23 protein-coding genes and 1 pseudogene are annotated in these 21313 nt (G+C 63.3%); 14 read left to right on the forward strand and 10 right to left on the reverse strand.

What is annotated here, in order from left to right; translation table 11 throughout:
* Positions 1 to 123: 123 nt before the first annotated feature.
* Positions 124 to 894 (forward strand): GntR family transcriptional regulator, encoded by a 771-nt coding sequence (locus IEX43_RS02325; RefSeq protein WP_104190057.1) that lies wholly within the window; start codon positions 124 to 126, stop codon positions 892 to 894.
* Positions 895 to 1006: 112 nt separating this feature from the next.
* Here IEX43_RS02325 and qcrB read toward each other — a convergent pair whose 3' ends face one another.
* The 4 genes from qcrB to ctaE form a co-directional block, all read right to left on the reverse strand.
* Entirely contained in the window at positions 1007 to 2683 is a 1677-nt protein-coding gene (gene qcrB / locus IEX43_RS02330; protein WP_188808884.1) for a cytochrome bc1 complex cytochrome b subunit, read from the reverse strand.
* Positions 2661 to 3734 (reverse strand): cytochrome bc1 complex Rieske iron-sulfur subunit, encoded by a 1074-nt coding sequence (gene qcrA, locus IEX43_RS02335; protein WP_188729652.1) that lies wholly within the window; start codon positions 3732 to 3734, stop codon positions 2661 to 2663. Before qcrA ends, qcrB begins: the two co-directional genes overlap by 23 nt.
* Before the next feature lie 96 nt (positions 3735 to 3830).
* Positions 3831 to 4619, reverse strand: a complete 789-nt coding sequence (gene qcrC, locus IEX43_RS02340; protein ID WP_188808885.1) for a cytochrome bc1 complex diheme cytochrome c subunit — start codon at positions 4617 to 4619, stop codon at positions 3831 to 3833.
* A gap of 86 nt (positions 4620 to 4705) precedes the next feature.
* Entirely contained in the window at positions 4706 to 5344 is a 639-nt protein-coding gene (gene ctaE, locus IEX43_RS02345) for an aa3-type cytochrome oxidase subunit III (RefSeq protein WP_188729654.1), read from the reverse strand.
* Positions 5345 to 5492: 148 nt separating this feature from the next.
* Between ctaE and trpD the strand changes: the two genes are divergently transcribed.
* Positions 5493 to 6548: an anthranilate phosphoribosyltransferase gene (trpD, locus tag IEX43_RS02350; protein ID WP_188808886.1), complete on the forward strand. Its 1056-nt coding sequence runs from the start codon at positions 5493 to 5495 to the stop codon at positions 6546 to 6548.
* Positions 6549 to 6559: 11 nt separating this feature from the next.
* On the opposite strand, the gene IEX43_RS02355 is transcribed toward trpD, so the two are convergent.
* Both IEX43_RS02355 and IEX43_RS02360 read right to left on the reverse strand, forming a co-directional pair.
* A complete protein-coding gene (locus IEX43_RS02355) occupies positions 6560 to 6841 on the reverse strand; it encodes an Lrp/AsnC family transcriptional regulator (RefSeq protein ID WP_013601017.1) in 282 nt (93 codons plus the stop codon).
* A gap of 108 nt (positions 6842 to 6949) precedes the next feature.
* On the reverse strand, positions 6950 to 7351 hold the full coding sequence (locus IEX43_RS02360; protein WP_188808887.1) for a DUF3054 domain-containing protein: 402 nt from the start codon (positions 7349 to 7351) through the stop codon (positions 6950 to 6952).
* Between the two features lie 73 nt (positions 7352 to 7424).
* Between IEX43_RS02360 and IEX43_RS02365 the strand changes: the two genes are divergently transcribed.
* The 3 genes from IEX43_RS02365 to IEX43_RS02375 all read left to right on the forward strand — a co-directional run bounded on the left by IEX43_RS02365 (position 7425) and on the right by IEX43_RS02375 (position 9297).
* Positions 7425 to 7898 carry a VOC family protein gene (locus tag IEX43_RS02365; RefSeq protein ID WP_188808888.1) on the forward strand — a complete coding sequence of 158 codons (474 nt, stop codon included), beginning with the start codon at positions 7425 to 7427 and terminating at the stop codon, positions 7896 to 7898.
* A 33-nt stretch (positions 7899 to 7931) separates the two neighbouring features.
* Positions 7932 to 8081, forward strand: a complete 150-nt coding sequence (locus tag IEX43_RS02370; protein WP_188808889.1) for a hypothetical protein — start codon at positions 7932 to 7934, stop codon at positions 8079 to 8081.
* A 424-nt stretch (positions 8082 to 8505) separates the two neighbouring features.
* Positions 8506 to 9297, forward strand: coding sequence for an AfsR/SARP family transcriptional regulator (locus IEX43_RS02375; RefSeq protein ID WP_188808890.1), 792 nt, complete (start codon positions 8506 to 8508; stop codon positions 9295 to 9297).
* Positions 9298 to 9680: 383 nt separating this feature from the next.
* On the opposite strand, the gene IEX43_RS20190 is transcribed toward IEX43_RS02375, so the two are convergent.
* Both IEX43_RS20190 and IEX43_RS20485 read right to left on the reverse strand, forming a co-directional pair.
* Positions 9681 to 10019 carry a hypothetical protein gene (locus IEX43_RS20190; RefSeq protein ID WP_229666292.1) on the reverse strand — a complete coding sequence of 113 codons (339 nt, stop codon included), beginning with the start codon at positions 10017 to 10019 and terminating at the stop codon, positions 9681 to 9683.
* 314 nt (positions 10020 to 10333) lie between these two features.
* Positions 10334 to 10726, reverse strand: a pseudogene (locus IEX43_RS20485) (hypothetical protein); the annotation flags it as partial.
* Between the two features lie 207 nt (positions 10727 to 10933).
* On the opposite strand from IEX43_RS20485, the gene IEX43_RS02385 reads away from it, so the two are divergent.
* The 4 genes from IEX43_RS02385 (at position 10934) to IEX43_RS02400 (ending at position 16112) form a co-directional block, all read left to right on the forward strand.
* Entirely contained in the window at positions 10934 to 12517 is a 1584-nt protein-coding gene (locus tag IEX43_RS02385; RefSeq protein ID WP_188808891.1) for an esterase/lipase family protein, read from the forward strand.
* 502 nt (positions 12518 to 13019) lie between these two features.
* Positions 13020 to 14216, forward strand: a complete 1197-nt coding sequence (locus IEX43_RS02390; protein WP_188808892.1) for a type III polyketide synthase — start codon at positions 13020 to 13022, stop codon at positions 14214 to 14216.
* A gap of 50 nt (positions 14217 to 14266) precedes the next feature.
* Positions 14267 to 14917: a methyltransferase domain-containing protein gene (locus IEX43_RS02395; protein ID WP_229666287.1), complete on the forward strand. Its 651-nt coding sequence runs from the start codon at positions 14267 to 14269 to the stop codon at positions 14915 to 14917.
* Between the two features lies 1 nt (position 14918).
* Complete coding sequence (locus IEX43_RS02400) at positions 14919 to 16112, forward strand: FAD-dependent oxidoreductase (RefSeq protein WP_188808894.1); 1194 nt, start codon at positions 14919 to 14921, stop codon at positions 16110 to 16112.
* Here the strand turns inward: IEX43_RS02400 and IEX43_RS02405 are convergent.
* The gene (locus tag IEX43_RS02405) at positions 16091 to 16513 is read right to left on the reverse strand and encodes a nuclear transport factor 2 family protein (protein WP_188808895.1); all 423 of its coding nucleotides are present in this window, start codon (positions 16511 to 16513) and stop codon (positions 16091 to 16093) included. The two genes, IEX43_RS02400 and IEX43_RS02405, sit on opposite strands and share 22 nt — an antisense overlap.
* Positions 16514 to 16573: 60 nt before the next feature.
* Here IEX43_RS02405 and IEX43_RS02410 point away from each other — a divergent pair, with 60 nt between their 5' ends.
* The 5 genes from IEX43_RS02410 (at position 16574) to IEX43_RS02430 (ending at position 20403) form a co-directional block, all read left to right on the forward strand.
* Positions 16574 to 17248: a peptide deformylase gene (locus IEX43_RS02410; protein ID WP_188808896.1), complete on the forward strand. Its 675-nt coding sequence runs from the start codon at positions 16574 to 16576 to the stop codon at positions 17246 to 17248.
* A gap of 98 nt (positions 17249 to 17346) precedes the next feature.
* Entirely contained in the window at positions 17347 to 18231 is an 885-nt protein-coding gene (locus IEX43_RS02415) for a putative RNA methyltransferase (protein ID WP_188808897.1), read from the forward strand.
* Between the two features lie 124 nt (positions 18232 to 18355).
* Positions 18356 to 18820, forward strand: a complete 465-nt coding sequence (locus IEX43_RS02420) for an NfeD family protein (RefSeq protein WP_188730123.1) — start codon at positions 18356 to 18358, stop codon at positions 18818 to 18820.
* Between the two features lie 33 nt (positions 18821 to 18853).
* Entirely contained in the window at positions 18854 to 19795 is a 942-nt protein-coding gene (locus tag IEX43_RS02425) for an SPFH domain-containing protein (RefSeq protein WP_188808898.1), read from the forward strand.
* A gap of 260 nt (positions 19796 to 20055) precedes the next feature.
* Positions 20056 to 20403, forward strand: coding sequence for an RNA polymerase-binding protein RbpA (locus IEX43_RS02430; protein ID WP_013600997.1), 348 nt, complete (start codon positions 20056 to 20058; stop codon positions 20401 to 20403).
* Between the two features lie 109 nt (positions 20404 to 20512).
* Here IEX43_RS02430 and IEX43_RS02435 read toward each other — a convergent pair whose 3' ends face one another.
* Complete coding sequence (locus IEX43_RS02435) at positions 20513 to 21256, reverse strand: polyprenol monophosphomannose synthase (protein WP_188808899.1); 744 nt, start codon at positions 21254 to 21256, stop codon at positions 20513 to 20515.
* Positions 21257 to 21313 lie beyond the last annotated feature (57 nt).

The raw sequence follows: 21313 nt of genomic DNA on the forward strand, positions 1-21313 counted from the left end.
GACATTTCCTGACAAATATAGCCGCCCGGCCTCCCGCTCCACCAAGCGGCAGGCGTGTGGACCGCACTGGTCTAGACCTGTCCTAAAATTGGAGGGTGAACTTTAACGCAGGGGAGACCCGCCATGGCTTCTAGCGCGGCAGCCATCACCGGCGACATCGACCGGACCAGTGGAACAGCGATCTATGTCCAGCTCCGTGAAATCCTGCGTTCTTACATTGCGCAGTCCTGTCCGCCCGGGTCGGCCCTGCCCTCTGAGCGCGATCTTGCAGAGCGGTTTGGCCTGGCACGGATGACTGTCCGGCAGGCCATAGACGCTCTGGTTGGCGAGGAGGTCATCGAGAGGGTGGTGGGCCTGGGGACCTTCGTCCGCAGGCCGAAGCTCGATCTCCAGGTCAAACTGACGTCGTACAGCGAAGAGATGCAGCGGCGCGGCATGGTTCCGGCCGCGAAGGTACTGAGCTTCGAGCAAATCGCTGCGAGTGCGTTCCTGGCGCGGGAACTGCAGTTGGACGAGGGAACGCCGCTGGTACGGTTCCGGCGCCTGCTCCTGGCGGACGGTGAGCCGATGAGCGTCGACGAGAACTTCATTCCTGCGCACCGCGTGCCTGGATTGCTGGACGGGGAGCCACCAACGTCGCTCTACAACGTCCTGAGTGAGCAGTTCGGCCTGGTGATGGAGTGGGGCGAGGACATGATAGAGGCTACGGCAGCGTCGCCCTCCACCGCCCGCCTGCTGAATGTGGAGGTAGGGTCACCCCTGCTGAAAATCCAGCGCCATGCGTTTGTTGCCCGGGCGATGGTGGACTACTCCGTGTCCTACTACCGCGCTGACAGATACAAGCTGTGGGTTCCGCTGCAGCGGCCCGGTGCGCGCAGGGCCCGAAACCATTAGGCGCCTCCGGCGGTCGCGGGAACACCCGAACCATGTTCTCGCTTCCGGCACGAGCTCAAAAAGATGAAGGCCCGGTCCGTGTGGACCGGGCCTTCATTGTGGATTTCGCAACCTAGCGGGACAGGCTCTTTGCTGATTCCTGCGCCTCGACTGCCTCATGGCCGTGGCCGTGGCCGTGGGCGGCTTCCAGCTCAGCGGGGCTGGCTGGGGCAACGCGGTCCTCGAAGAACCACTTCGAGAGGAACGCGCGGCGCTTCTCCTTGCGGGTCACCACTCCGTGTTCGTTGGGTACGGCAGGGAGGACCTCAGGGGACTCGAAGCCGACCAGCTTGTAGCGCTTGTACTCGTCCAGCGGTGCGTGCACCTCGATGAACTCGCCGTGCGGGAGACGGACGATGCGTCCAGTTTCCCGTCCGTGAAGTGCGATTTCGCGGTCCTTCCGCTGAAGGGCCAGGGCGACGCGCTTGGTCACGATGAAGGCAATGATCGGGCCAATGAAGAACAGTGCCCGCAGCCAGTACGTGACGTCGTTGAGCGAAACACTGAAGTGCGTGGCAATGAGGTCCGAGCCGGCCGCAGCCCACATGACGCAGTACCAAACGAAGCCGGCCATGCCGATGGCAGTCCGCGTGGGGGCGTTGCGGGGACGGTCCAGCACGTGGTGCTCACGGTCATCCTTGGTGATCCAGCGTTCAATCCACGGGTACATGAACATCACGGTGAACAGGATTCCGGCCGGTACCAGAGCGGGCAGCAGGACGTTGAACGAGAAGACGAAGCCAAGCCATGTCTGCTCCACCTGCCAATCCCCGAAGGTACCCGGCATCAGGCGCAGGGCGCCGTCCACGAATCCGATGTACCAGTCAGGCTGGGTACCGGCGGAGACAGGGGAGGGATCGTAGGGGCCGTAGTTCCAGATCGGGTTGATCGTGAAGAAGCCTGCCATGAGCGCCAGGACGCCAAACACAATGAAGAAGAATCCACCGGCTTTGGCAGCGTAGACAGGTCCGAGCGGGTAGCCCACGACGTTGTTGTCGTTGCGGCCCGGGCCGGGGTACTGAGTGTGCTTGTGGACCACCACCATGAAGAGGTGGAGGACGATCATCAGCAGGATCAGGGCCGGCACCAGCAGGATGTGCAGCATGTAGAGCCGTCCGATGACCGCGGTACCCGGGAACTCGCCGCCGAAGAGGAAGAACGAGATGTAGGTACCGATGACCGGGATGGACTTGATGACACCATCGATGATCCGCAGGCCGTTGCCGGAGAGCAGGTCATCCGGGAGGGAGTAGCCGGTGAAGCCGGCAGCCATGGCCAGGATGAGCAGTACGCTGCCCACAACCCAGTTCATTTCCCGGGGCTTGCGGAAAGCTCCTGTGAAGAAGACCCTGAGCATGTGTACGGCGATGGAGGCCACGAACAGAAGGGCCGCCCAGTGGTGGACCTGGCGCATGAACAGGCCGCCACGGATGTCGAAGGAAATATCCAGCGACGAGCTGTACGCCACGGACATCTCCACGCCCTTCAACGGCACATAGGAACCGTCATAGTGCGTCTCCGCCATGGACGGATCAAAGAAGAACGTCAGGAACGTACCGGAAAGCAGGAGGATGACGAAGGAGTACAGCGCCACTTCGCCGAACATAAAGGACCAGTGGTCAGGGAAGACTTTACGGCCGAATTCGCGGAGGATTCCGGAACCGCCAACACGCTGGTCGACAAAGTCGGTAACCCGGCCTGTCTTGGTTTTGGCGACGAAAGCGGGCTCAGCTGTCGATGCTGCGCTCATGCATATCACGCTCCCAGTAACTTGGTCCTACAGGTTCTTTGAAGTCGCTGGTGGCGACCAAGTAGCCCTCGTCATCAACCGCGATGGGCAGCTGGGGGAGAGGCCGGCTGGCCGGGCCGAAAATCACCTTGCACTCTTGAGTGAGGTCGAAGGTGGACTGGTGGCACGGGCACAGCAGGTGGTGCGTCTGCTGCTCATACAGAGCAACGGGGCAACCGACATGGGTACAGATCTTGGAGTAGGCAACGATTCCGTTGTAGCCCCAGTCCTCGCGGCCCTCGGACGGGTTCAGGGATGCCGGGTCAAGGCGCATGAGCAGCACAACGGCCTTGGCCTTTTCGTTGAGCTTCCCCTCGTGGAGGTCGTTGAGGCCTTCGGGGATGACGTGGAACGCCGAACCGATGGTGACGTCGGATGCCTTGATCGGCGTTCCGTCGGGGTCGCGGGCCAGCCTCTTGAGCTTCCCCTCCTGGGGTGCCCACAAGGTGTGGGCAAGCTTGTCGTCGGGACGCGGACCGAGGTCACCGAAGATGGCGACTGCCGGCAGCGGTGCAAGGGCAACCGCACCCAGGAGCGTGTTCCGGATCAGCGGACGGCGCTTGATGCCCGTCTCCTCAACGATGTCGTCAACGATGCGGACAGCCGCTTGGCGGTCCTCCTCATAGCGGATCGCGTGGCGTTCTTCGGAAACTTCGTGGTCAGGCATCAGGGCCTTGGCCCAGTGGACGATGCCGGTGCCGATGCCGAGCATCGCGAACGCGGTTCCCAGCCCCAGCAGCATATTCTGGAGCCTGATGGTTGCAATGCTCGAGTCTTCGGCTCCCAGGTCAATGGCGAAGTACGCCACCAGGAAGATCAGGGTTCCAACAACAGAGATGCCAAATAGTAAGGCGACCTGCCGTTCTGCCCGCTTTGCGGCCTTCGGGTCCGTGTCAGCCAGGCGCAAACGGTGCGGAGGAATTCCAGGATCCTGGAACTTCTCCACCTCATTCTGACCAGCCGTAGCTACGGTGCCCGAGTGGTTCGGACTGCCGTCACTATGGTTGCCCATAATTCGCCTCATCCTTCTCTCGTCCCGGCGGATACCGGGTTAGTTTCTAATATCAAGCTGCTGACTGATCAGCAGAAGTGTGCGGTGGCGCGGATGTCAGGATGTCCGGGAGGTCAACCAAATCGTGAAAGCGATGATGACGCCAAGGCCGGCAACCCATACAAACAGGCCTTCAGCTACAGGCCCCAACGAGCCAAGGTCGGCACCGCCGGGTGAACCCGTGGTCTCGATCTGCTTCAGGAAGGTGATGATGTCGCGCTTGTCTTCGGGGGTGATGTTGGAGTCGCTGAACACGGGCATGTTCTGGGGACCCGTCACCATGGCCTCGTAAATGTGCTTGCCCGATACATCTGCGAGGGCGGGTGCAAACTTACCGCGGGTCAGGGCGCCACCGGCAGCGGCGGCGTTGTGGCACATGGCGCAGTTCACGCGGAAGAGCTCGCCACCGGCAGCGGCGTCGCCGCCTTCGTCAAGCAGGCCTTCTTCAGGAATCGCCGGGCCTGCGCCCAGGGAAGCAACATACGCTGCGAGCTGGTTGGTCTGCTCGTCGTTGAACTGGACCGGCTTCTTCATCGCCTGGGGACCGTTCATCTGCATCGGCATGCGGCCGGTGCCCACCTGGAAGTCAACAGAGGCTGCTCCAACGCCAACCAGCGACGGACCGGCGTCCGTGCCGCTGGCACCCATGCCGTGGCACGTGGCGCAGTTGGCGGCGAAGAGCTTGCCGCCCTCTTCAACGTCATCGGCGCTGTAGGAGGTGGTGGAAGCCTTGGCCTCGTTGACGGTGGTAGCTACGGCGTAGAGCCCACCCGTGATGAGGAGCCCCATCAGGAGCAGCGCTATTGCTGCAAGTGGGTGACGCCGCTTTTGTGAGAGTGCCTTCACGTGGTGGTTCCTTTATTCGATCCTGCGCCGGCTCCGGGAGCCGCTACCTGAAATTCTGCCTCTTGTAGAAAAAGAATCAAAGCTGGCTACTTGAGAACGTAGATGACCAGGAAGAGGCCGATCCACACGACATCCACGAAGTGCCAGTAGTACGAGGTGACAATCGCCGAAGTTGCTTCGAAATGCCCGAACTTCTTTGCGGCGAAAGACCGGCCCATGATGAGCAGGAAGGCGACGAGCCCGCCGATAACGTGCAGGCCGTGGAAGCCGGTGGTCATGTAGAAGGCGGAACCGTAGGCGTTGGAGGAGAGCGATACGTGCTCAGAAACCAACATCGCGTATTCGGTGGCCTGGCCGGCGACGAAGAAGGCACCCATGAGGAAAGTCAGGGTGAACCATTCGTTCATACCCCAACGGGAGAACTGGAACACACCCCCGGTCCTTCGCGGCTGCAGGCGCTCGGCAGCGAAGACGCCCATCTGGCAAGTAAAGGAACTGGCCACGAGGACGATCGTGTTGGCAAGCGCGAAGGGGAAGTTGAGCTTGGCTGTCTCGTCCGCCCACATCTGTGCGCTTGTGGAGCGCAGTGTGAAGTACATGGCGAAGAGACCGGCGAAGAACATCAACTCACTCGACAGCCACACAACGGTTCCAACGGAAACCATGTTGGGGCGGTTCAGCGTGGGGTGCGCCGGGGTACTGGGGGCATGGGTCGCAGATGTCACATAGACATTATGTCTGTAAAAGTCCGTGCTGCCCAACGCAAACCGCCTTTTTGGGGGACTTTTTCTACAAAGACGCGAATTCGCGCGGAAAAGTTCCCGCAGGGGTTCATATTGGTCAGTCCCCGCCAACGCTCGATAGCATCAGGAGGTGACTTCACAGGCTTCCGCACCGTCCGGCAACTCTTGGCCCCGCCTGATCTCGGCACTGATCAGCGGGGCGGACCTTACGGCTGACAATACGTCCTGGGCGATGGACACCATCATGTCCGGGGAGGCCACGCCGGCGCAGATCGCAGGATTCCTCGTAGCCCTCAGCGCCAAGGGTGAGACGGTGGACGAACTCTCCGGCCTGGTGGATGCCATGCTTTCCCACGCAAACCCGATCAGCATTTCGGGCGAGAAACTCGACATTGTGGGCACCGGCGGAGACCAGCTGAACACGGTGAATATCTCCACGATGGCAGCCCTTGTCGCTGCGGGCGCCGGCGCCAAGGTGGTCAAGCACGGCAACCGGGCGGCGTCGTCGTCGTCCGGTTCTGCCGACGTGCTGGAAGCCCTGGGTGTCCGGCTGGACCTGACCATCGAGGAGGTTGCCCGCAACGCTGAGGAGGCGGGGATTACCTTCTGCTTTGCGCAGGTGTTCCATCCGTCGTTCCGTCACACCGCGGTCCCCAGGCGGGAACTGGCTGTTCCGACGGCGTTCAACTTCCTCGGCCCCCTCACCAACCCGGCCAAAGTACAGGCCTCGGCTGTCGGCGTCGCAAACGCCAGGATGGCGCCGCTGGTGGCGGGCGTCCTGGCACAGCGGGGGAGCAGGGGACTGGTCTTCCGTGGCAATGACGGCCTCGATGAGCTCACCACCACCGGGCCGTCCACCGTCTGGGAGATCCGGGGCGGGGCCGTGAGCGAAATGACATTCTCGCCCCAGGACCTTGGCATCGGCCTGGCAACGGTGGAGCAGCTTCGCGGCGGCAACGCGGAAGTGAATGCGGCGGTTGTCCGGGACGTCCTTGCGGGCAAGGAAGGCCCCGCCCGGGATGCCGTTTTACTTAACGCTGCTGCTGGACTGGTGGCCTTTGACCAAAACGCCGACGGGCCCTTCCTGGACCGGATGAAGACGGCCTTTGCCCGCGCTGCCGAATCGATTGATTCCGGCGCCGCCGCAGCTGTCCTGGAGAAGTGGGTTTCCCTTACAGCCCGCTGAGGGCGGCTTGCCTACTGCTCGAAGCCGAGGGAAAACGCCGCGTCCAGGTCATGCTGGGAGTAGGCGCGAAAAGCAATATGCGTCGTGGTGTGGACGACTGCCGGCACTTTCGAGAGCCGGTCTGCAATGACATCGGCCAGGTCCTCGTGCCGGTGGACGCGGGCGACGGCAATAAGGTCCCATTCGCCGGTGACGGAGTATACCTCGCTGATGCCCTCAATCGCCGAGATTTCCTCGGCTGTCTCGGGGATGCGGGCAGCGTCGGTCTTGATCAGGACGAATGCGGTGATCACGTTGAACCCTTTCGGATCTGTTGCGCCGTGGCAGTGCCCGGCCGGCTTCTGCTGCCAGCCTATTACATCAGCACCGGGGTGCTGATGGAGCACACCGCGTCCGGCCGCTCACGCCCGTCGGCGGCGCCTGGCGCCGGCAAGCAGCAGGCGGTAGCCGACCAGCAAAACCCCAAGGCTGAGCGATGCAACGATGACGAACGGGAGCACTACGGTCTGCCCCGTCACGGCCCTCAGTGCCATCCCGCCCGCGACGCTGCCGAGCCAGACGGCGAGCCCGGCCCGGCGCACCGACAACGGGTCCCGCCAGGCCCTGGCTACCAGCCACCCCAGGGCCGCGCCCGCGAGGAACGGCCAGGCCGTCAGCAGGACGCCGGTCAGAATATCGCCGCGCTGGTGTGCATCGCGTCCCACCGCGGCGAACACCAGTATCAGGACGGCGTCGGCTGCTGCGGCTCCCAGCAGCAGGGGCAGGGAGGGCGGCTTTATCGATTTCACAGCGCGGGAACTCATGGATTCGAGCCTAATGCCAGCCGTTGTGCGGTGTGGAATGCGGCATTAGGCTCGAGCCGGAAGGGAGCCATGGATGCCACGGAAAATCGGTACCTGCCTCTGGTTCGAGAACCAGGCGGAAGAAGCGGCACAGTTCTACACCTCAGTTTTCGACGATTCGAGGATCCTCGACGTGTCGCGCTTCGGGGAGGGCGGGCCGGGTGTGGCTGGTGAGGCAATCGCCGTCGACTTTGAACTTGAAGGACGCGGATTCACTGCGCTGAACGGTGCGCGGGGCTCGAGCTTCACGGAAGCTGTTTCGTTCGTGGTGGATTGCGAGGACCAGTCCTCGGTGGACCGGTACTGGGAAGCACTCACCGAAGGCGGCTCGGAAAGCCAGTGCGGCTGGTTGAAGGACCGCTTTGGAGTGTCCTGGCAGATTGTCCCGGCGATCCTGCCCTCACTGATCGCCGGCCCCGACCCCCACGGCTCTCAGCGGGCGATGCAGGCCATGCTGGGTATGCGGAAGCTGGACATCGCGGAACTCCAAAGCGCTTATGACGGCTGACGCCGCCGGTGCGGCAATGACAAAAGGATCCCTGTGAACAAGCCCCTCTGGATCTGCTCCCTGCTTGGCGCCGCGGTGGGCATCACCCTTGGATTGGCTGTCTTCGACAGCCCGGTCCTTGGTTTTGCACTGGGTCTTGGCGTCGGAGCGCTCGTAGGGGCCGGGATCGGATCCAAGGGCTGACCCCGTTCAGCTGCGTTTCACCTGCCCGCGCAGGAGGTCGTCATGGTGTGCCGGCAAGCACGGTGTCCCGCATGTAGGCGGCGAGTTCAGACCCGCCAGGGCCGCCGGCCAGGAACAGCAGGACCGGATTACGCGTACTGGCACCGCGCAGTATCGGGCCCCAGGTCCTTGCCGCCTGCCTGGCCACGCTGCTTCAGGGACATCCCATGCCGTTGCACGGACTTTCAGCATGAAGCGTTGCTGTTGCAGCAGGCAGAGCCGAAGGTCCCAAGGTGCGCGCATGGCCATCCCTGGCCGGGAGCCATACCGATAGCCCTCTCTCCTCTGATGGAAAGAGGACCGAACACATTGACAAGGGCAATCGAAATGAGGATCCTCAGTTCTACTGATCCTCCACATTTAGTTGAACCGAAATCGGGTTCCCATGGACGACGACGGCTATGGAGAATTGAAACTGGACCTGCTCGGGTCCTGGCGCTTACGCCGGGACGGCGTTGTCGTCCACGTCGCAACACGGCAGCAGCGGCTCATCGCAGCCCTTGCCATCAAGGGCCCACGTCTCCGCAGCTATCTCGTAGGGCTGCTTTGGCCCGAGTATCCCGATTCCAAAGCCTTGGAAAGCCTGCGGGTCAGCGTACACCTAACGTCCCGGCAGGTGCCGGGCCTGATCGTCAACGAAGGAAGGCTGCTGTCCCTGAGCGACCAGGTTGAGGTCGATCTGGACCGGGTCCGGGAACACGCGCGGGTGTTGGGCCAAGCCGGCATCGAGGCGGGCACCGCCTCCCTGCTGGAAGAGTTGCGTGACGCACAACTGCTTCCCGGCTGGTATGAGGACTGGGTGGTTTTTGAACAAAGCCGGCTGCAGCAGGACAGGCTGCGAATCTTCACGGATATCGCCGCAAGGTCACTCTCCCTGGGCGATTCCGGGACAGCTGGGGCAGCAGCTGAGGAGGCTGTGGGCATCGAACCGCTCTATGAGAATGCCGTCAGGCTGCTGATTCGGGCCGAACTGCAGCGAGGTAATCCCGCGGCCGCCTTGCGGGCCTATGAGCGGTACCGCCAGCAACTGCAGGAAGACATGGGGCTCCTGCCCGCGGAGCCGGTCAGGGAGCTCCTTGCCGCCATCCTTGAACGGCAGCAAAGCGGTGTGAAGGAGCGCCTAGTTCCGGCCGGTGACTCCTGGCTGGGCGGCCAGCCAGCGCTTAACAACTTTTAGTACTACTGCCGGGTCAGCAGTGGAAACAGTATCTTGGTGCCTTGCGGCTGTCTGTCCGTAGGTAATTCTTGCCCTGAAACCCTGGGGATGGCCCGGTTCGTGCCAGGTGCGGATGATCAACAAGCCTGTCGAGGGGACTTCCGGATCTGCACCGGACTCACCAGCGGCCTCGGACCAGCTGTGCTCTTGCATCGTCGCGGTCACGCCTCCCCGGGTTGGGCTCAATGCCTGGGAGGGCCGGGGCATGTGCCCGGGCCCATCCATTACCGCCTGAAGCTGGTTCTCCCCGGCGGGATGCCTGTTCAGGTGTTCTGATCTTGCTGGAGGAAAATCAGGAGTTGGCTCGCGTTTCCGAAATTTTGGCGCAAGAATGGCCGGCGGGGTCACCAGTGCATGACTGCGGTCTGTCCGGACTCGCCGGCCCAGTACAGGCGGATACGCACGACGTACCGCCTGCCCTGGAACAGCTTTGCGGAGACCCGTGAGTTCCGGTCTTCTCCGCTGTCATCGTCCCCGGCAACGAAGCGCAACTCGCCCTGCACTTCCTCGAACAGGACCAGCACGGTATCGGCTGCACCAAAAGTGCTGATCTCGTAATTGCGAGAGGCCTGGGGCTCCAGCGCAAAGTCAGCCTGGCCGCCAGGGACCAGTGAGAGCGGTACCGATTGAAAGGGCTGGAGAACGGGCAGTGTGGGGTGCAGGGCGGGAAAGAACTTCCGCACCCACTCCTTGTCCGCGGTTGACAGGCCTCCCGGTGGATTGAGCCCCGACTGAAACGGGCAGGTTCCTTGATCAGGCCGGCGGGGAACCAGTACTCCATGACCGACTCAGGGTCCCAGGAGGACCCGTCGACCTCACTGGTATCGATTTTCCGGAGGACATTGTGCAGTGTTTGTTCCGGCGGCCAGTGGTTGGGCGCGCCGCCGAAGTATTCGTACACCTTTGCTTCGTCCCAGACGATGCCGGAGAAGGGGTTCTGGTGTTCGTGCGGCAGGCCCAGGGTGTGGCCGATCTCGTGCAGGGCCGTGGTGCGGCCGTAATCGTCGGTGAGATCCCAGCCGAAATTCATGGTGGGCTCCTTGGCGCTAATGCCCAGGACGTCCCGCCCGACGTACGACCATGAGCCGTCGCCCTGGTCAAAGGCGATCCGGACTTCCGCCTCGCTGCGGTCTGCCACTTCGGAAAACTCCAGGCCGATGCCCAGATCCTTCCACTCCTTGAAAGCTTTGCGGACTGCTTCCTTTTGTGGCGCAGGCGCGGCCAGGAACCAGTAGTGCAGCATGGTGCCGTTGACCCATTTGAGCCTTAGCAGGCGGATGAGGCACTCTCTGCGGGTCGACAGATCCGGGCGAAGAACCGGACGTGTTTGGGGCTTTACGTCACAGTGGGGCCCAGCTGGCTGGTCATTCACGACTATTCGGTCATCCATTGGCTGGCTCCTCGAAAGCTTGTCATCTCAGACCAGTACACTGCGGTGCCGTTACGGCCGCGTTATCACGGGCTGCAGGCCGCTGGTGCAAGGAAAAAGGCAGCGCCGTAACGCCCCGGTAACGCCTCAAATGGTCAACTGCCGACAACAGGAGCCAGCACCTCTTAGTGAAAATGATTCGGGCTCTTTGTTCAGGAGGGACGAGGCATGGGATTCCCCGGCGATGATGGCAGGCTGCCGGTGATTTATGTCCGCGGTTTCGCCGGGACCGGCTCTGCTATTAACAATGCAGTGGATGATCCGTTTTACGGGTTCAGCCAAGGCTCCGTCCATGTCCGTGCCGACGGCAACGGACGCGCAAAGTTCCACCAGTTCGAGTCCCCGATGCTGCGGCTTGTCACCGATCACAAGTACGAGGTCCCCGTCCACGGCGACCAGTGGGCCTTCCTGAACGGCGTGGATTCCGGCTCCGTGAACCCGGCATCTGTTTGGATCCACCGTTTTTATGATGACTCCGCGGACACCTTCGGCGAGGAGGGGGAGAGCTTCTACTTCGAAGACGCCGCACGGGATCTGTTTGAGCTCATCAAGCTTGTGCTTGAGAAGACCGGCGCCCCCAAGGTCTTCCTGGTTGCCCATTCGATGGGAGGACTCATATGCCGCTCGCTGTTGCAGCGCGTCATACCGGAAACCCTTGCCGGCACGGAGGGCGAGATCGATCCTGCCGCCGGGGCGAGATACGTGGCACGGGTGTTCACCTATGCCACACCGCATGGCGGAATCCGCTTCGCCGTCGGCTTTGGCCTGCTTGAGAAAATCCGTGACGTCCTTGGTGTTCAAGGGGCAGACATTTTTGGACCGGACAGGATGTATGAGTACCTCACCCCGCCCGCGCTCAGGCGGCGACTGACGCGTAAGGCATTCGTAGGAACGCAGATGCCGGACGACGGTTTTCCGCTGGATGAACTGTTCTGCCTTGTAGGCTCCAATCCCGGCGATTATGACGTCGCTTTGGGCCTGTCGTCCAAAGCGGTAGGAGCCCGGAGCGACGGCCTGGTCCAGATAGACAACGCGGCTGTCCAGGGTGCGCCGCTGGCCGTGGTGCACCGAAGCCACAGCGGCCGTTACGGCATCGTCAATTCGGAAGAGGGATACCAGAACCTTCAGCGCTTCCTCTTCGGCGACCTCAAGATCGAAGTTGAGCTGGCAGGTTTCACTGTTGGGAAAGCGGCCCCGCCTGAGGTCGAGTTCCAGCTTGACGTGGGCCTGGCCATTCGGGGGCTGCCCGTTATGGTCCACGAACAGAGCGCCGCCCACTTCTGTCCAGTCCAGATCGAACATTGGAAGGAAGGGGACCCGATCGACTCGCCGTTGCCGCTGCTGACCACTTTCCTTTCCTCGAAAGCACCGCGGCCACGGGTTGGCGGCAGGGAAGTGCCCCGGCTCCGTCACGCGCTCATGCTGCGGTTGATGTCCATCAGGGAAAAGGAGGGACACTTCTTCTTCGATGACCATTTGGAGCAAACAGAGGACTGGCAGGACACCCTGGTTGTTGACATCGAACCTCCGGGCGAGGACAGGCCGCTGCCCAGAGCATGGGCGGCCTGGAACAGCACCATTCCCTCAGCCGTCCGCGACTGGAATCCCGAGGACAAAGACCAGTTACGGGACATGGACAATACTCCCGGCCGCTGGCGCGGGCACATCGGTGTTCCGGATTTTGCGAAGGACTTTCTCGGCGCCAAGGCTGGAATCATTCTCACCGTGACTCCGCGGACGCTGGTCCTCTGAGACCGGCCGGCACCAACCAGACCGAAGCAAACAGAATGCGGAGTGCACGCCACCACTTCCCACGGCAAAGCCGCCGCGGGGGAGCGGCGACTTTGCACGGATTGTTCGACGGCGTCCCACACCCGGGTGCACCCGCTTGGGACGGACTGCTCCGTGGCCCAAAAATTGCTGTGGCAAGATCAGCTGGTATTCATCGGTCCGGAGACAGATCGGCGGCGCCGTCGCCTTCAGGTATCCGTTTGGTTGCCTCACGTCGCGTGGAGGAGTTCCGTCGGGGGCCGCAAGGCGCAGTAACAGGGGTAGGGCGATTGACCTGGGGCGGACCCTCTCAGCCCGCTTCCAAGCTTTACTTTACATAATGTAGATTATCGGCGTTGCGTCAGTCAGTCCGGAAGCGACCGGATCCGCCACCGGGACGTCTCACAAAAACATTCAAACAAGTCCGCAGGTCAGCGCCTTGACCACCGTTGCCTTTATCCCGCCGCTCGCCAAGAATGAACCAATGACGGTCTACGTGCGTTCACTTGAAACTGCAGTTCCGAAAATAATGTTGATCCAGTCCGAGGCCCGGGACGTTTTCGCGGCGCAGCCCGGCCTGACCCGGCTCGGTTCGCGCCTGGTGGGCACATGCTTCGACGCGGCGGCCATCGACACCCGGTTTACTGCCGTTGAGGAAATGACCAACGATTTTCAGGCTGAGGAACCGCAGTTCTACGATGCCGCCACAGGCCTGCTGCTGAATCCCAGCACCAAAGTGCGCAACGAGATCTTCGGCCGCGAGGCCACCAAACTGTTCGTCGCCGCCGCCCGCCGCGCCGTCGAGGCCTGCCCGGAACTCGATTTACTTGACATAACTCATCTGGTAACCGTCTCCTGCACCGGATTCTTCAACCCCGGGCCTGACTACAAAATCGTGCGGGAACTCGGCCTGGATCCTGCCGTCCAGCGTTACCACCTCGGCTTCATGGGCTGTTATGCGGCCTTTCCAGCCCTCCGGGCCGCCAAGTTGTTTTGCGAGGCCGACCCCACCGCGGTAGTCCTGGTTGTCTGCGCGGAACTGTGCTCGCTGCACGTGCGCACCTCCAACGATCCGGACACCATCATGGGATCGGCGCTGTTCGCCGACGGCGCCGCGGCCGCCGTCGTGACAGCCAGGCCGGGCACGGAGGAAAATGCCCTGCTGCAACTGGACCACTTCGAAACCGTCCTTACTCCCGTCGGTGAAGACTCCATGGCATGGAACATCGGCGACAACGGATTCGAAATGGTCCTGGGCAATTACGTTCCGCACATCATTGATGACCACATCGTTGGTGCGCTCCGGCCGCTCCTGGCCCGGGAGCCGGAACTCGCGGCACTCCCCTACTCCTCCATCCGCCATTGGGCCATCCACCCGGGAGGCCGGAGCATCCTGGACAAGGTCGAATCCCGGCTCGGCCTGACGGAAGAACAGCTGGTCCCGGCCCGTGAAATCCTCAGGAACTACGGGAACATGAGCAGCGCCACAGTCCTGTTTGTCATCAAACGCATCCTGGAACAGGCCCCCGAGCCAGGAGACGAGCGGATCTGCTCCATGGCATTCGGTCCGGGGCTCACGGTGGAAACCGCGCTGTTCACCAAACTACGGCAGGCCCCGCGCCCTGTACCGGAAGAGCACAACGGGCAGGAGCGGCTGGCGTTGGAAGCTCCGGTGGCCTGAACCCAGTGGACTTCCTGCTGCGGCAGCGCGACGCCGGGGCCATGGAGATCATGGACCTGCCCGACTGTGACCCTGAGGCCCTGGACAATACGTACAGGCAGTTTGCCGTGGTTAACCGCGTGCTGTCCGGATGGCGGCGGCTGTACGTTCGGGAACTGCGCCCCTTCCTTGCAGCCACCTCCCGCCCGGCGACGCTCCTGGACATCGGTTCGGGCGGCGGCGACCTCGCCACCATGCTGGCGCGCTGGGCCGCACGCGACCGGCTCACACTCCACATCACGGGCATTGATCCGGATTCCCGCGCCGCCGCCTTCGCCCTCCGCAGGCCTGCCGTTCCCGGTGTCAGTTTCCGGCAGGCCCACAGCACCGACCTTGTACAGGAGGGCAGGCAGTACGACTTCGTGATCTCGAACCATGTCCTCCACCACCTTGATGCCGGCCAGCTGCAGGAGCTGCTGGCACACTCAGAAACGCTTGCCCGGAAAGCGGCGCTCCACAACGACCTCCGCCGCAGTCCGGCCGCCTACGCCCTGTTCAGCGCTGCAGCACTTCCTTTCCGCCACTCCTTCATCCGCGCGGACGGGCTGACCTCCATCCGCCGGAGCTATACGCGCGGGGAACTACAGGCCCTCGCTCCCCCGGGCTGGGCGGTCCGGACCGGCAGCGCGTTCCACCAGGTCCTCGAATACCAGGGGAACTGACATGGCCGCAGATGTGGTGATCGTTGGCGGCGGACCGGTGGGCCTGTACCTGGCCGCTGCACTTCTCCAGGAGGGGGTCTCGGTCCGGATCCTCGAACAGAGGACCGAACGGAACATCCATACCCGCGCCATCGGAATCCACCCGCCTGCCCTCGACGCGCTGGACCAGGTACAGCTGGCCGCCGCCATGGTGCAGGAGGGGGTCCCGATCCGTACAGGCCTTGCGGTCAGCGGCGGAAGAACAGTGGGGACCATGTCTTTCGACGGCGTTTCGGAGGCCTTCCCGTTCGTGCTGGCCCTCCCCCAGAACCGGACGGAACAGCTCCTGGAGGATCGCGTCCGTGCCCTCGACAGCGAGGCCATCGTCAGGGGCGTCAAAGTCACAGGACTGCACGACGACGGCGCAAGGACCGCCGTCGTCGTTGAACCTTCTGCCGGAGGGGAGGGTCAGCGCCATTTCACGGCGTCCTTTGTGGTCGCCGCCGACGGCGCGAGGTCGCAGCTGCGCAAGGTGCTTGGCGTGCCCGTCTGCACCAAGGCCTATCCGGACCATTACCTGATGGGCGACTTCGCGGACTCCGGACACCACGGGCAGATGGCAGTCCTGTTCCTTGAATCCGAGGGAATCGTGGAGTCATTCCCGCTCCCGGGCGGTCTGCGGCGGTGGGTGGTACGGCTCGGCAAGCCGGCGGAGGCAGCAGACGCCCATCGATTGGCCGGCCTGGTGCTGCAGCGGACGGGAATCCTGCCGGACGTGGAGACCAACACCATGCTGAGCGCATTCAGCGTACGGTCCACGCTGGCCCGTAGCACCGTGGCGGGACGGGCGCTGCTGATCGGGGACGCTGCGCACGAAATCAGCCCCATCGGTGGCCAGGGCATGAACCTTGGCTGGATGACTGCCCGGGCCCTGTCGCCCCTGATCCGCCGGGGCGTGGCGGGAGATCCCGTGGAAGGGGCACTGAAGAAGTTCGAGGTCCAACAGCTGCGTGCCGCCGTCGTTGCCAGGCGCCAGTCCGAAATCAACATGATGCTGGGCCGTCCCCTGCAGTCACCTTTCCTGCAGCTGCGGAACCTGGCCATTGGCGCCGCCGCTTCGGTTCCGGCCATTAACCGGTGGACGGCCAGGCGCTTCACCATGCAGCCGCCACGAACCCCGGAAGCGCATGCCGGTCAGGAACCATCCCGGAAGTAGCAGTCGTAGCTGTCCTGGCTCACAATCCTGCCGTCCCTGACCTCGAAGACCGACGACGTCCTGGCGCGGATGGTCTCTCCCCTGTCCCAGTACGGCAGGTCCAGCAGGACTGTTGCCGACCAGTCAGCCTCCACCGCCACCCTCCCGCCTTCACAGGTGGTGCGCCTGATGCTGAACACCTGGTCCGACACCACCTCCGAGCTCTGGTCAGCACCGGCAAGGACAGAGGCCAGCGTCCGGGTGGAACCCTCCGGCGCCAGGAGGTGCGGCGCTTCGACCAGCACGAAGGACTCCGCCAGGAAAGGCCGGATCCCAGCAGATCCTCCGCCTGCTTCCAGGACACGGATGAATCCCAGGACGCAGTCCAGGGCAGGGGTACTCACGGAGTGGTGTTCAGCCATGGAAAAGACACTAGCCCAGGCCGGCCGGCAGGATCCCTCACCGCCAGTAGGCTTTTCAGCATGAACCACAATCCGCCGGAAACCACCCTCAGCGACGAACAGATCAGTGAAGCTGTGGAGCGGCTCCTGTCAGCGGGCACGCTGCCGCCCATCGTCCAGGCCGGCCACCCCGCCCTGCGCCAGCGCGCCGCCGCTTGTGACGGACAGCTGTCCCCCGATCAGTTGGACCGGCTCATCGAACTCATGCGGCAGGTGATGCATGAGGCTCCGGGCGTGGGGCTGGCAGCACCGCAGCTCGGCATACCACTCCAGCTCGCCGTCATTGAGGACCAGTACGACGTCGACCCCGAGGCGGCAGCGCTGCGGGAGCGGAGTCCCCTTGAGTTCATGGCGCTCCTGAACCCCCGGTACACCCCACTGGGCACGGAACAGGCGTCCTTTTACGAGGGGTGCCTCTCCCTGAACGGACTGCAGGCAGTGGTTGCCCGGCCCGAAAAAGTCCTGCTGGAATTCCAGGCGCCGGATGGCTCACGGGTACAGAGGGAATTTTCGGGCTGGCAGGCCCGGATCGTGCAGCACGAGACAGACCATCTGAACGGCGTTCTCTACGTTGACCGTGCCCAGTTGCGTTCGCTCAGCAGCAACGCCGAGTACGCCGCCCGCTGGGCGGAGCCCGGAATCGGCAAGGCGCGTGAGGGGCTTGGGTTCGGTGACGGCCCCGTCGCCCTCTCCTGATCAAGGTACGGCTGACACAGGTACGGCGAAGGCAGCCAGGCGCAGCACCCTTGACTCCGCCCGCCGGGCAGCCCGTAGACAGCCCTAAGATAGAGCCTATGCCTTCCCCCGCGGACCTCCCGCTGCTGTGTCCAGTGTGTTCCCAGCCGTTGGAGCGGGTGGGACCGGATGCCTCGGGGCAGACCCGCCTTGCCTGCGGCTCCGGGCATAGCTTCGATGCAGCCCGCCAGGGCTATTACAACCTGCTCGTGGGCAAAGGCACCGCCTTCGAGGCTGATACCGCCGGGATGGTGGACGCCCGGTTCAACTTCCTGGGGAGCGGGCATTATCGGCCCCTCGCAGATGCTGTAGCGGCCGCCGTCGTTCCCTTCCTGTCCAGTGAACCCGCCGTCGTCCTGGACTCGGGAACCGGAACCGGACACTACCTGCGGGGCCTGCTGGATCACGCGGCGGCAGAAGGCCGGACTGTGGCCGCCGTGGGCATGGACATTTCCAAGTTCGCCCTTCGGCGTGCTGCCCGGCTCAACAGCGAGGCACTGAACCTGGTCTGGGACGTGTGGCAGCCCCTGCCAGTGGCCGGCAACTCGGTGGACGCCATCACGGTCATTTTCGCGCCGCGCAATGCCCCGGAATTCGCCCGTGTGCTGCGGCCAACAGGCCGGCTGGTGGTGGTCACGCCACGCTCCGGGCACCTCGGCTCCATTGCCCGCATCACGGGCATGCTCGGAATCGAAGAAGACAAGGACAGCCGGCTGGCTGCGGCGATGGTCCCCCATTTCACGGTCGCGGAAACCCTCGACATCGATATTCCTTTATCGCTGACCCGCAAGGAAGCAGCCGGCCTTGCCTTCATGGGACCCGCAGGGCACCACCTTGACCTCGGTGCCATCGCCGGCCGGCTTGAAAGCCAGCCCGAGACAATCCAGACCGAGGCAAGGTTCCGCCTCACTGTGTTCCGGCCCGCGGAACCCTCGCCAGCGTAACGACTTGGCCACTATCCCCCCACAAAAGTGCAGTGCCCCCCATAAGGCGGACGCCAGCACTACGATGGAAGGACAGTTACTGGCGGGCCCTAAACGGGGTCTCCCGTAGCGAAGGGGGAGCATGATGTTCGAATGGTTGGGCGAAAACTGGTGGGCACTGTGGCTCTCGGCTTTCCTCGCTTTTGCAGTGATCGAGATGATCACCCTTGACCTTTTTTTCATCATGCTCGGCGGAGGTACCCTCGCCGCCATGGTGGCGGACTTCGCCGGTGCGGACCCCTGGCTGCAGATCGTGGTTTTCTGCGTCGTCTCCCTGCTCATGATTGCGTTTGTCCGGCCCGTGGCCCTGTCCCACCTGAAGAAGGGGCCGTCCGAGCAGCGGACCAACGTGGACCGCCTGATCGGCGAACAGGCGGTAGTAATGGAACCCGTCTCGTCCGACAGCGGCCTGGTGAAAATCGGCGGGGACATCTGGAGTGCACGCTCTGCGGCGGGAGTCCTTCCCGCCGGGCAAAAAGTAGTCGTAGCCGCGATAGACGGCGCCACTGCCGTCGTCTCGGCGGCATCGGAAGCCGACGGCAAGTCCTGATACAGCCTGAACAATTGGGGAAAAAGGAGATGTATGGATAACGCAGGAGGAGCCGCACTCGCCATAGTGCTGGTGGTCCTGATCGTGTTTGTGATTATCGTTCTGGTCCGTGCGGTCCGGATCGTTCCGCAGGCCCGCGCGGGAGTAGTTGAACGGCTCGGCAAATACCAAAGGACCCTCAATCCGGGACTGACCATCCTGATACCTTTCGTTGACCGGCTCCTGCCCCTGCTGGATCTTCGTGAGCAGGTGGTTTCGTTCCCGCCGCAGCCCGTCATCACAGAGGACAACCTGGTGGTCTCCATCGACACCGTGGTCTACTTCCAGGTAACTGATCCGCGCGCGGCCACCTACGAGATTGCCAACTACATCCAGGCCGTTGAGCAACTGACCACTACCACTTTGCGTAACGTTGTGGGCGGGCTGAACCTGGAGGAGGCACTCACCTCCCGCGACCAGATCAACGGCCAGCTCCGCGGCGTCCTGGACGAAGCCACCGGCCGGTGGGGCATCCGGGTCTCCCGTGTGGAACTGAAGGCCATCGATCCGCCCCACTCCATCCAGGACTCGATGGAGAAGCAGATGCGTGCCGAGCGCGACCGGCGTGCGGCCATCCTGACTGCCGAGGGAACCAAGCAGTCGGCCATCCTGACCGCTGAGGGCCAGCGGCAGGCCTCGATCCTGGCAGCTGAAGGTGACGCCAAAGCGGCAATCCTCCGTGCTGACGGCGAAGCGCAGGCCATCCAGAAGGTCTTCGACGCCATCCACAAGGGCAATCCGGACCAGAAGCTTTTGGCCTACCAGTACCTGCAGACACTGCCCAAGCTGGCGGAGGGCTCCTCCAACAAGCTGTGGATCATTCCCAGTGAGGTCGGTGAGGCACTTAAGGGAATCGGCAACGCCCTGGGCGGGACTACCCCGGAAGCCGCCGGCGGCCTGTTCGACGAAGTCGGGGCCAAGCCGTCCGAACCCTAGAACCCGGCGCCCGGATCCAGCATCCTGGCCGGCCGTGAGGGAGGGATCCGCTTCAGGGCGGGTCCCTCCTTTTGGCTGTTCCACCGGGATGCCGGTATAATTGTGTATTTGTCCGGCCGGAGCAGATCCGCTGGAACAACAAAGCTTCGCGATGCGTTGAATCTAGAGATGCAGCACAGAGCACACAGTAGTCCGGCGGCGCTTCGCCGCCACCGGCTAGCGCGGTGTTGTACACCGCGAACCGACCAGAGGGAGAAATCATGAGCGATCGCAGCCTGCGGGGCATGCGCCTTGGTGCACAGAGCATGGAGACCGAGTCCGGAGTAGAGCCGGCTCCGCGCCAGCGTGTTGAGTACCGGTGCGAGGACGGCGAGCAGGTCTTCGTCACCTTCTCCTCAGAGGCGGAAATTCCTCCTGTTTGGGTTTCCAAGACCGGCAAGGAAGCGCTCCTGGTTGATGGCGAACGGCCTGACACCAGCAACGACAAAGCTGTCCGTACCCACTGGGACATGCTCCTGGAACGCCGCTCGCTGCCCGAGCTTGAGCAGATCCTCGAAGACCGGCTGACCATCCTGCGCGAACGCCGCGGAGAGCGCCGCTCCGCCTAAGGTTCAGGCCTGTTGCTCTGACAGAAAAGGGAGCCGCCCTGCACTTTCGTGTGGGGCGGCTCCCTTTTCTGTTGGTTCAGCCGGACGCAGTGGCGGCGGAGCTGCAGCCTTAGGGGCGGCCGGCTGCCTTCTTGCGGGTCAGCGTGTTCCAGCGTGCCTGCAGGCCCCACTTGGTGACGTTGACCATGGCTTCCACCACGATGTTGCCGCTCATCTTGGATGCTCCAAGTTCCCGCTCAACAAAAGTGATGGGCCGTTCCTCGATGCGGAGTCCCATCCGGGCCACACGGAAGGCGAGGTCCACCTGGAAGCCGTAGCCGACAGAATCCACCTGGTCCAGGTTGAGCTTCTCCAGCGTTGTCCTGCGGAACGCGCGGTACCCGCCGGTGACATCCTTGATGTTCAGCCCCAGCATGAGGCGGGCGTAGGTGCTTCCCACCCGGGAAATGGCCTGGCGGTACAGCGGCCAGTTCACAACCTTCCCGCCAGGCACCCAGCGGGAGCCCATGGCAAGGTCCGCGCCCTGCTCCACAGCTTCCAGGAGCTGGGGAAGCTGCTCCGGCTGGTGGGAACCGTCCGCGTCCATCTCCACGAGCACGTCATAGCCGGCGTCCAGGCCCCACCTGAAGCCGGCAATGTACGCGGCTCCGAGCCCTTCCTTGCCCTTCCGGTGCAGGACATGGACCTGGGAATCCCCAGCGGCGAAACGGTCCGCGAGCTGGCCGGTACCGTCAGGGCTGTTGTCATCCACCACCAGAACATCCGACGCCGGAACTGCCGCGCGAAGCCGCTGAAGGGTCTTGGGCAGCGATTCCAGTTCGTTGTAGGTGGGAATGATGGTGAGGACTCGCACAGGGGGCCTTTCCTGGGGGAAATGGTCAGTGCGCCCGGCTGCGAACGGATCGGCGGA

The organism is Pseudarthrobacter polychromogenes (genome assembly GCF_014644495.1).
GTDB lineage: Bacteria > Actinomycetota > Actinomycetes > Actinomycetales > Micrococcaceae > Arthrobacter > Arthrobacter polychromogenes.

Coding starts and splice junctions, on each gene's coding strand:
- IEX43_RS02325 (WP_104190057.1), top strand. CDS start 124: ATGGCTTCTAGCGCGGCAGCCATCACCGGCGACATCGACCGGACCAGT.
- qcrB (WP_188808884.1), bottom strand. CDS start 2,683: ATGAGCGCAGCATCGACAGCTGAGCCCGCTTTCGTCGCCAAAACCAAG.
- qcrA (WP_188729652.1), bottom strand. CDS start 3,734: ATGGGCAACCATAGTGACGGCAGTCCGAACCACTCGGGCACCGTAGCT.
- IEX43_RS02360 (WP_188808887.1), bottom strand. CDS start 7,351: ATGAGTTCCCGCGCTGTGAAATCGATAAAGCCGCCCTCCCTGCCCCTG.
- IEX43_RS02365 (WP_188808888.1), top strand. CDS start 7,425: ATGCCACGGAAAATCGGTACCTGCCTCTGGTTCGAGAACCAGGCGGAA.
- IEX43_RS02375 (WP_188808890.1), top strand. CDS start 8,506: ATGGACGACGACGGCTATGGAGAATTGAAACTGGACCTGCTCGGGTCC.
- IEX43_RS02385 (WP_188808891.1), top strand. CDS start 10,934: ATGGGATTCCCCGGCGATGATGGCAGGCTGCCGGTGATTTATGTCCGC.
- IEX43_RS02390 (WP_188808892.1), top strand. CDS start 13,020: ATGACGGTCTACGTGCGTTCACTTGAAACTGCAGTTCCGAAAATAATG.
- IEX43_RS02395 (WP_229666287.1), top strand. CDS start 14,267: ATGGACCTGCCCGACTGTGACCCTGAGGCCCTGGACAATACGTACAGG.
- IEX43_RS02400 (WP_188808894.1), top strand. CDS start 14,919: ATGGCCGCAGATGTGGTGATCGTTGGCGGCGGACCGGTGGGCCTGTAC.
- IEX43_RS02405 (WP_188808895.1), bottom strand. CDS start 16,513: ATGGCTGAACACCACTCCGTGAGTACCCCTGCCCTGGACTGCGTCCTG.
- IEX43_RS02410 (WP_188808896.1), top strand. CDS start 16,574: ATGAACCACAATCCGCCGGAAACCACCCTCAGCGACGAACAGATCAGT.
- IEX43_RS02415 (WP_188808897.1), top strand. CDS start 17,347: ATGCCTTCCCCCGCGGACCTCCCGCTGCTGTGTCCAGTGTGTTCCCAG.
- IEX43_RS02420 (WP_188730123.1), top strand. CDS start 18,356: ATGTTCGAATGGTTGGGCGAAAACTGGTGGGCACTGTGGCTCTCGGCT.
- IEX43_RS02425 (WP_188808898.1), top strand. CDS start 18,854: ATGGATAACGCAGGAGGAGCCGCACTCGCCATAGTGCTGGTGGTCCTG.
- IEX43_RS02430 (WP_013600997.1), top strand. CDS start 20,056: ATGAGCGATCGCAGCCTGCGGGGCATGCGCCTTGGTGCACAGAGCATG.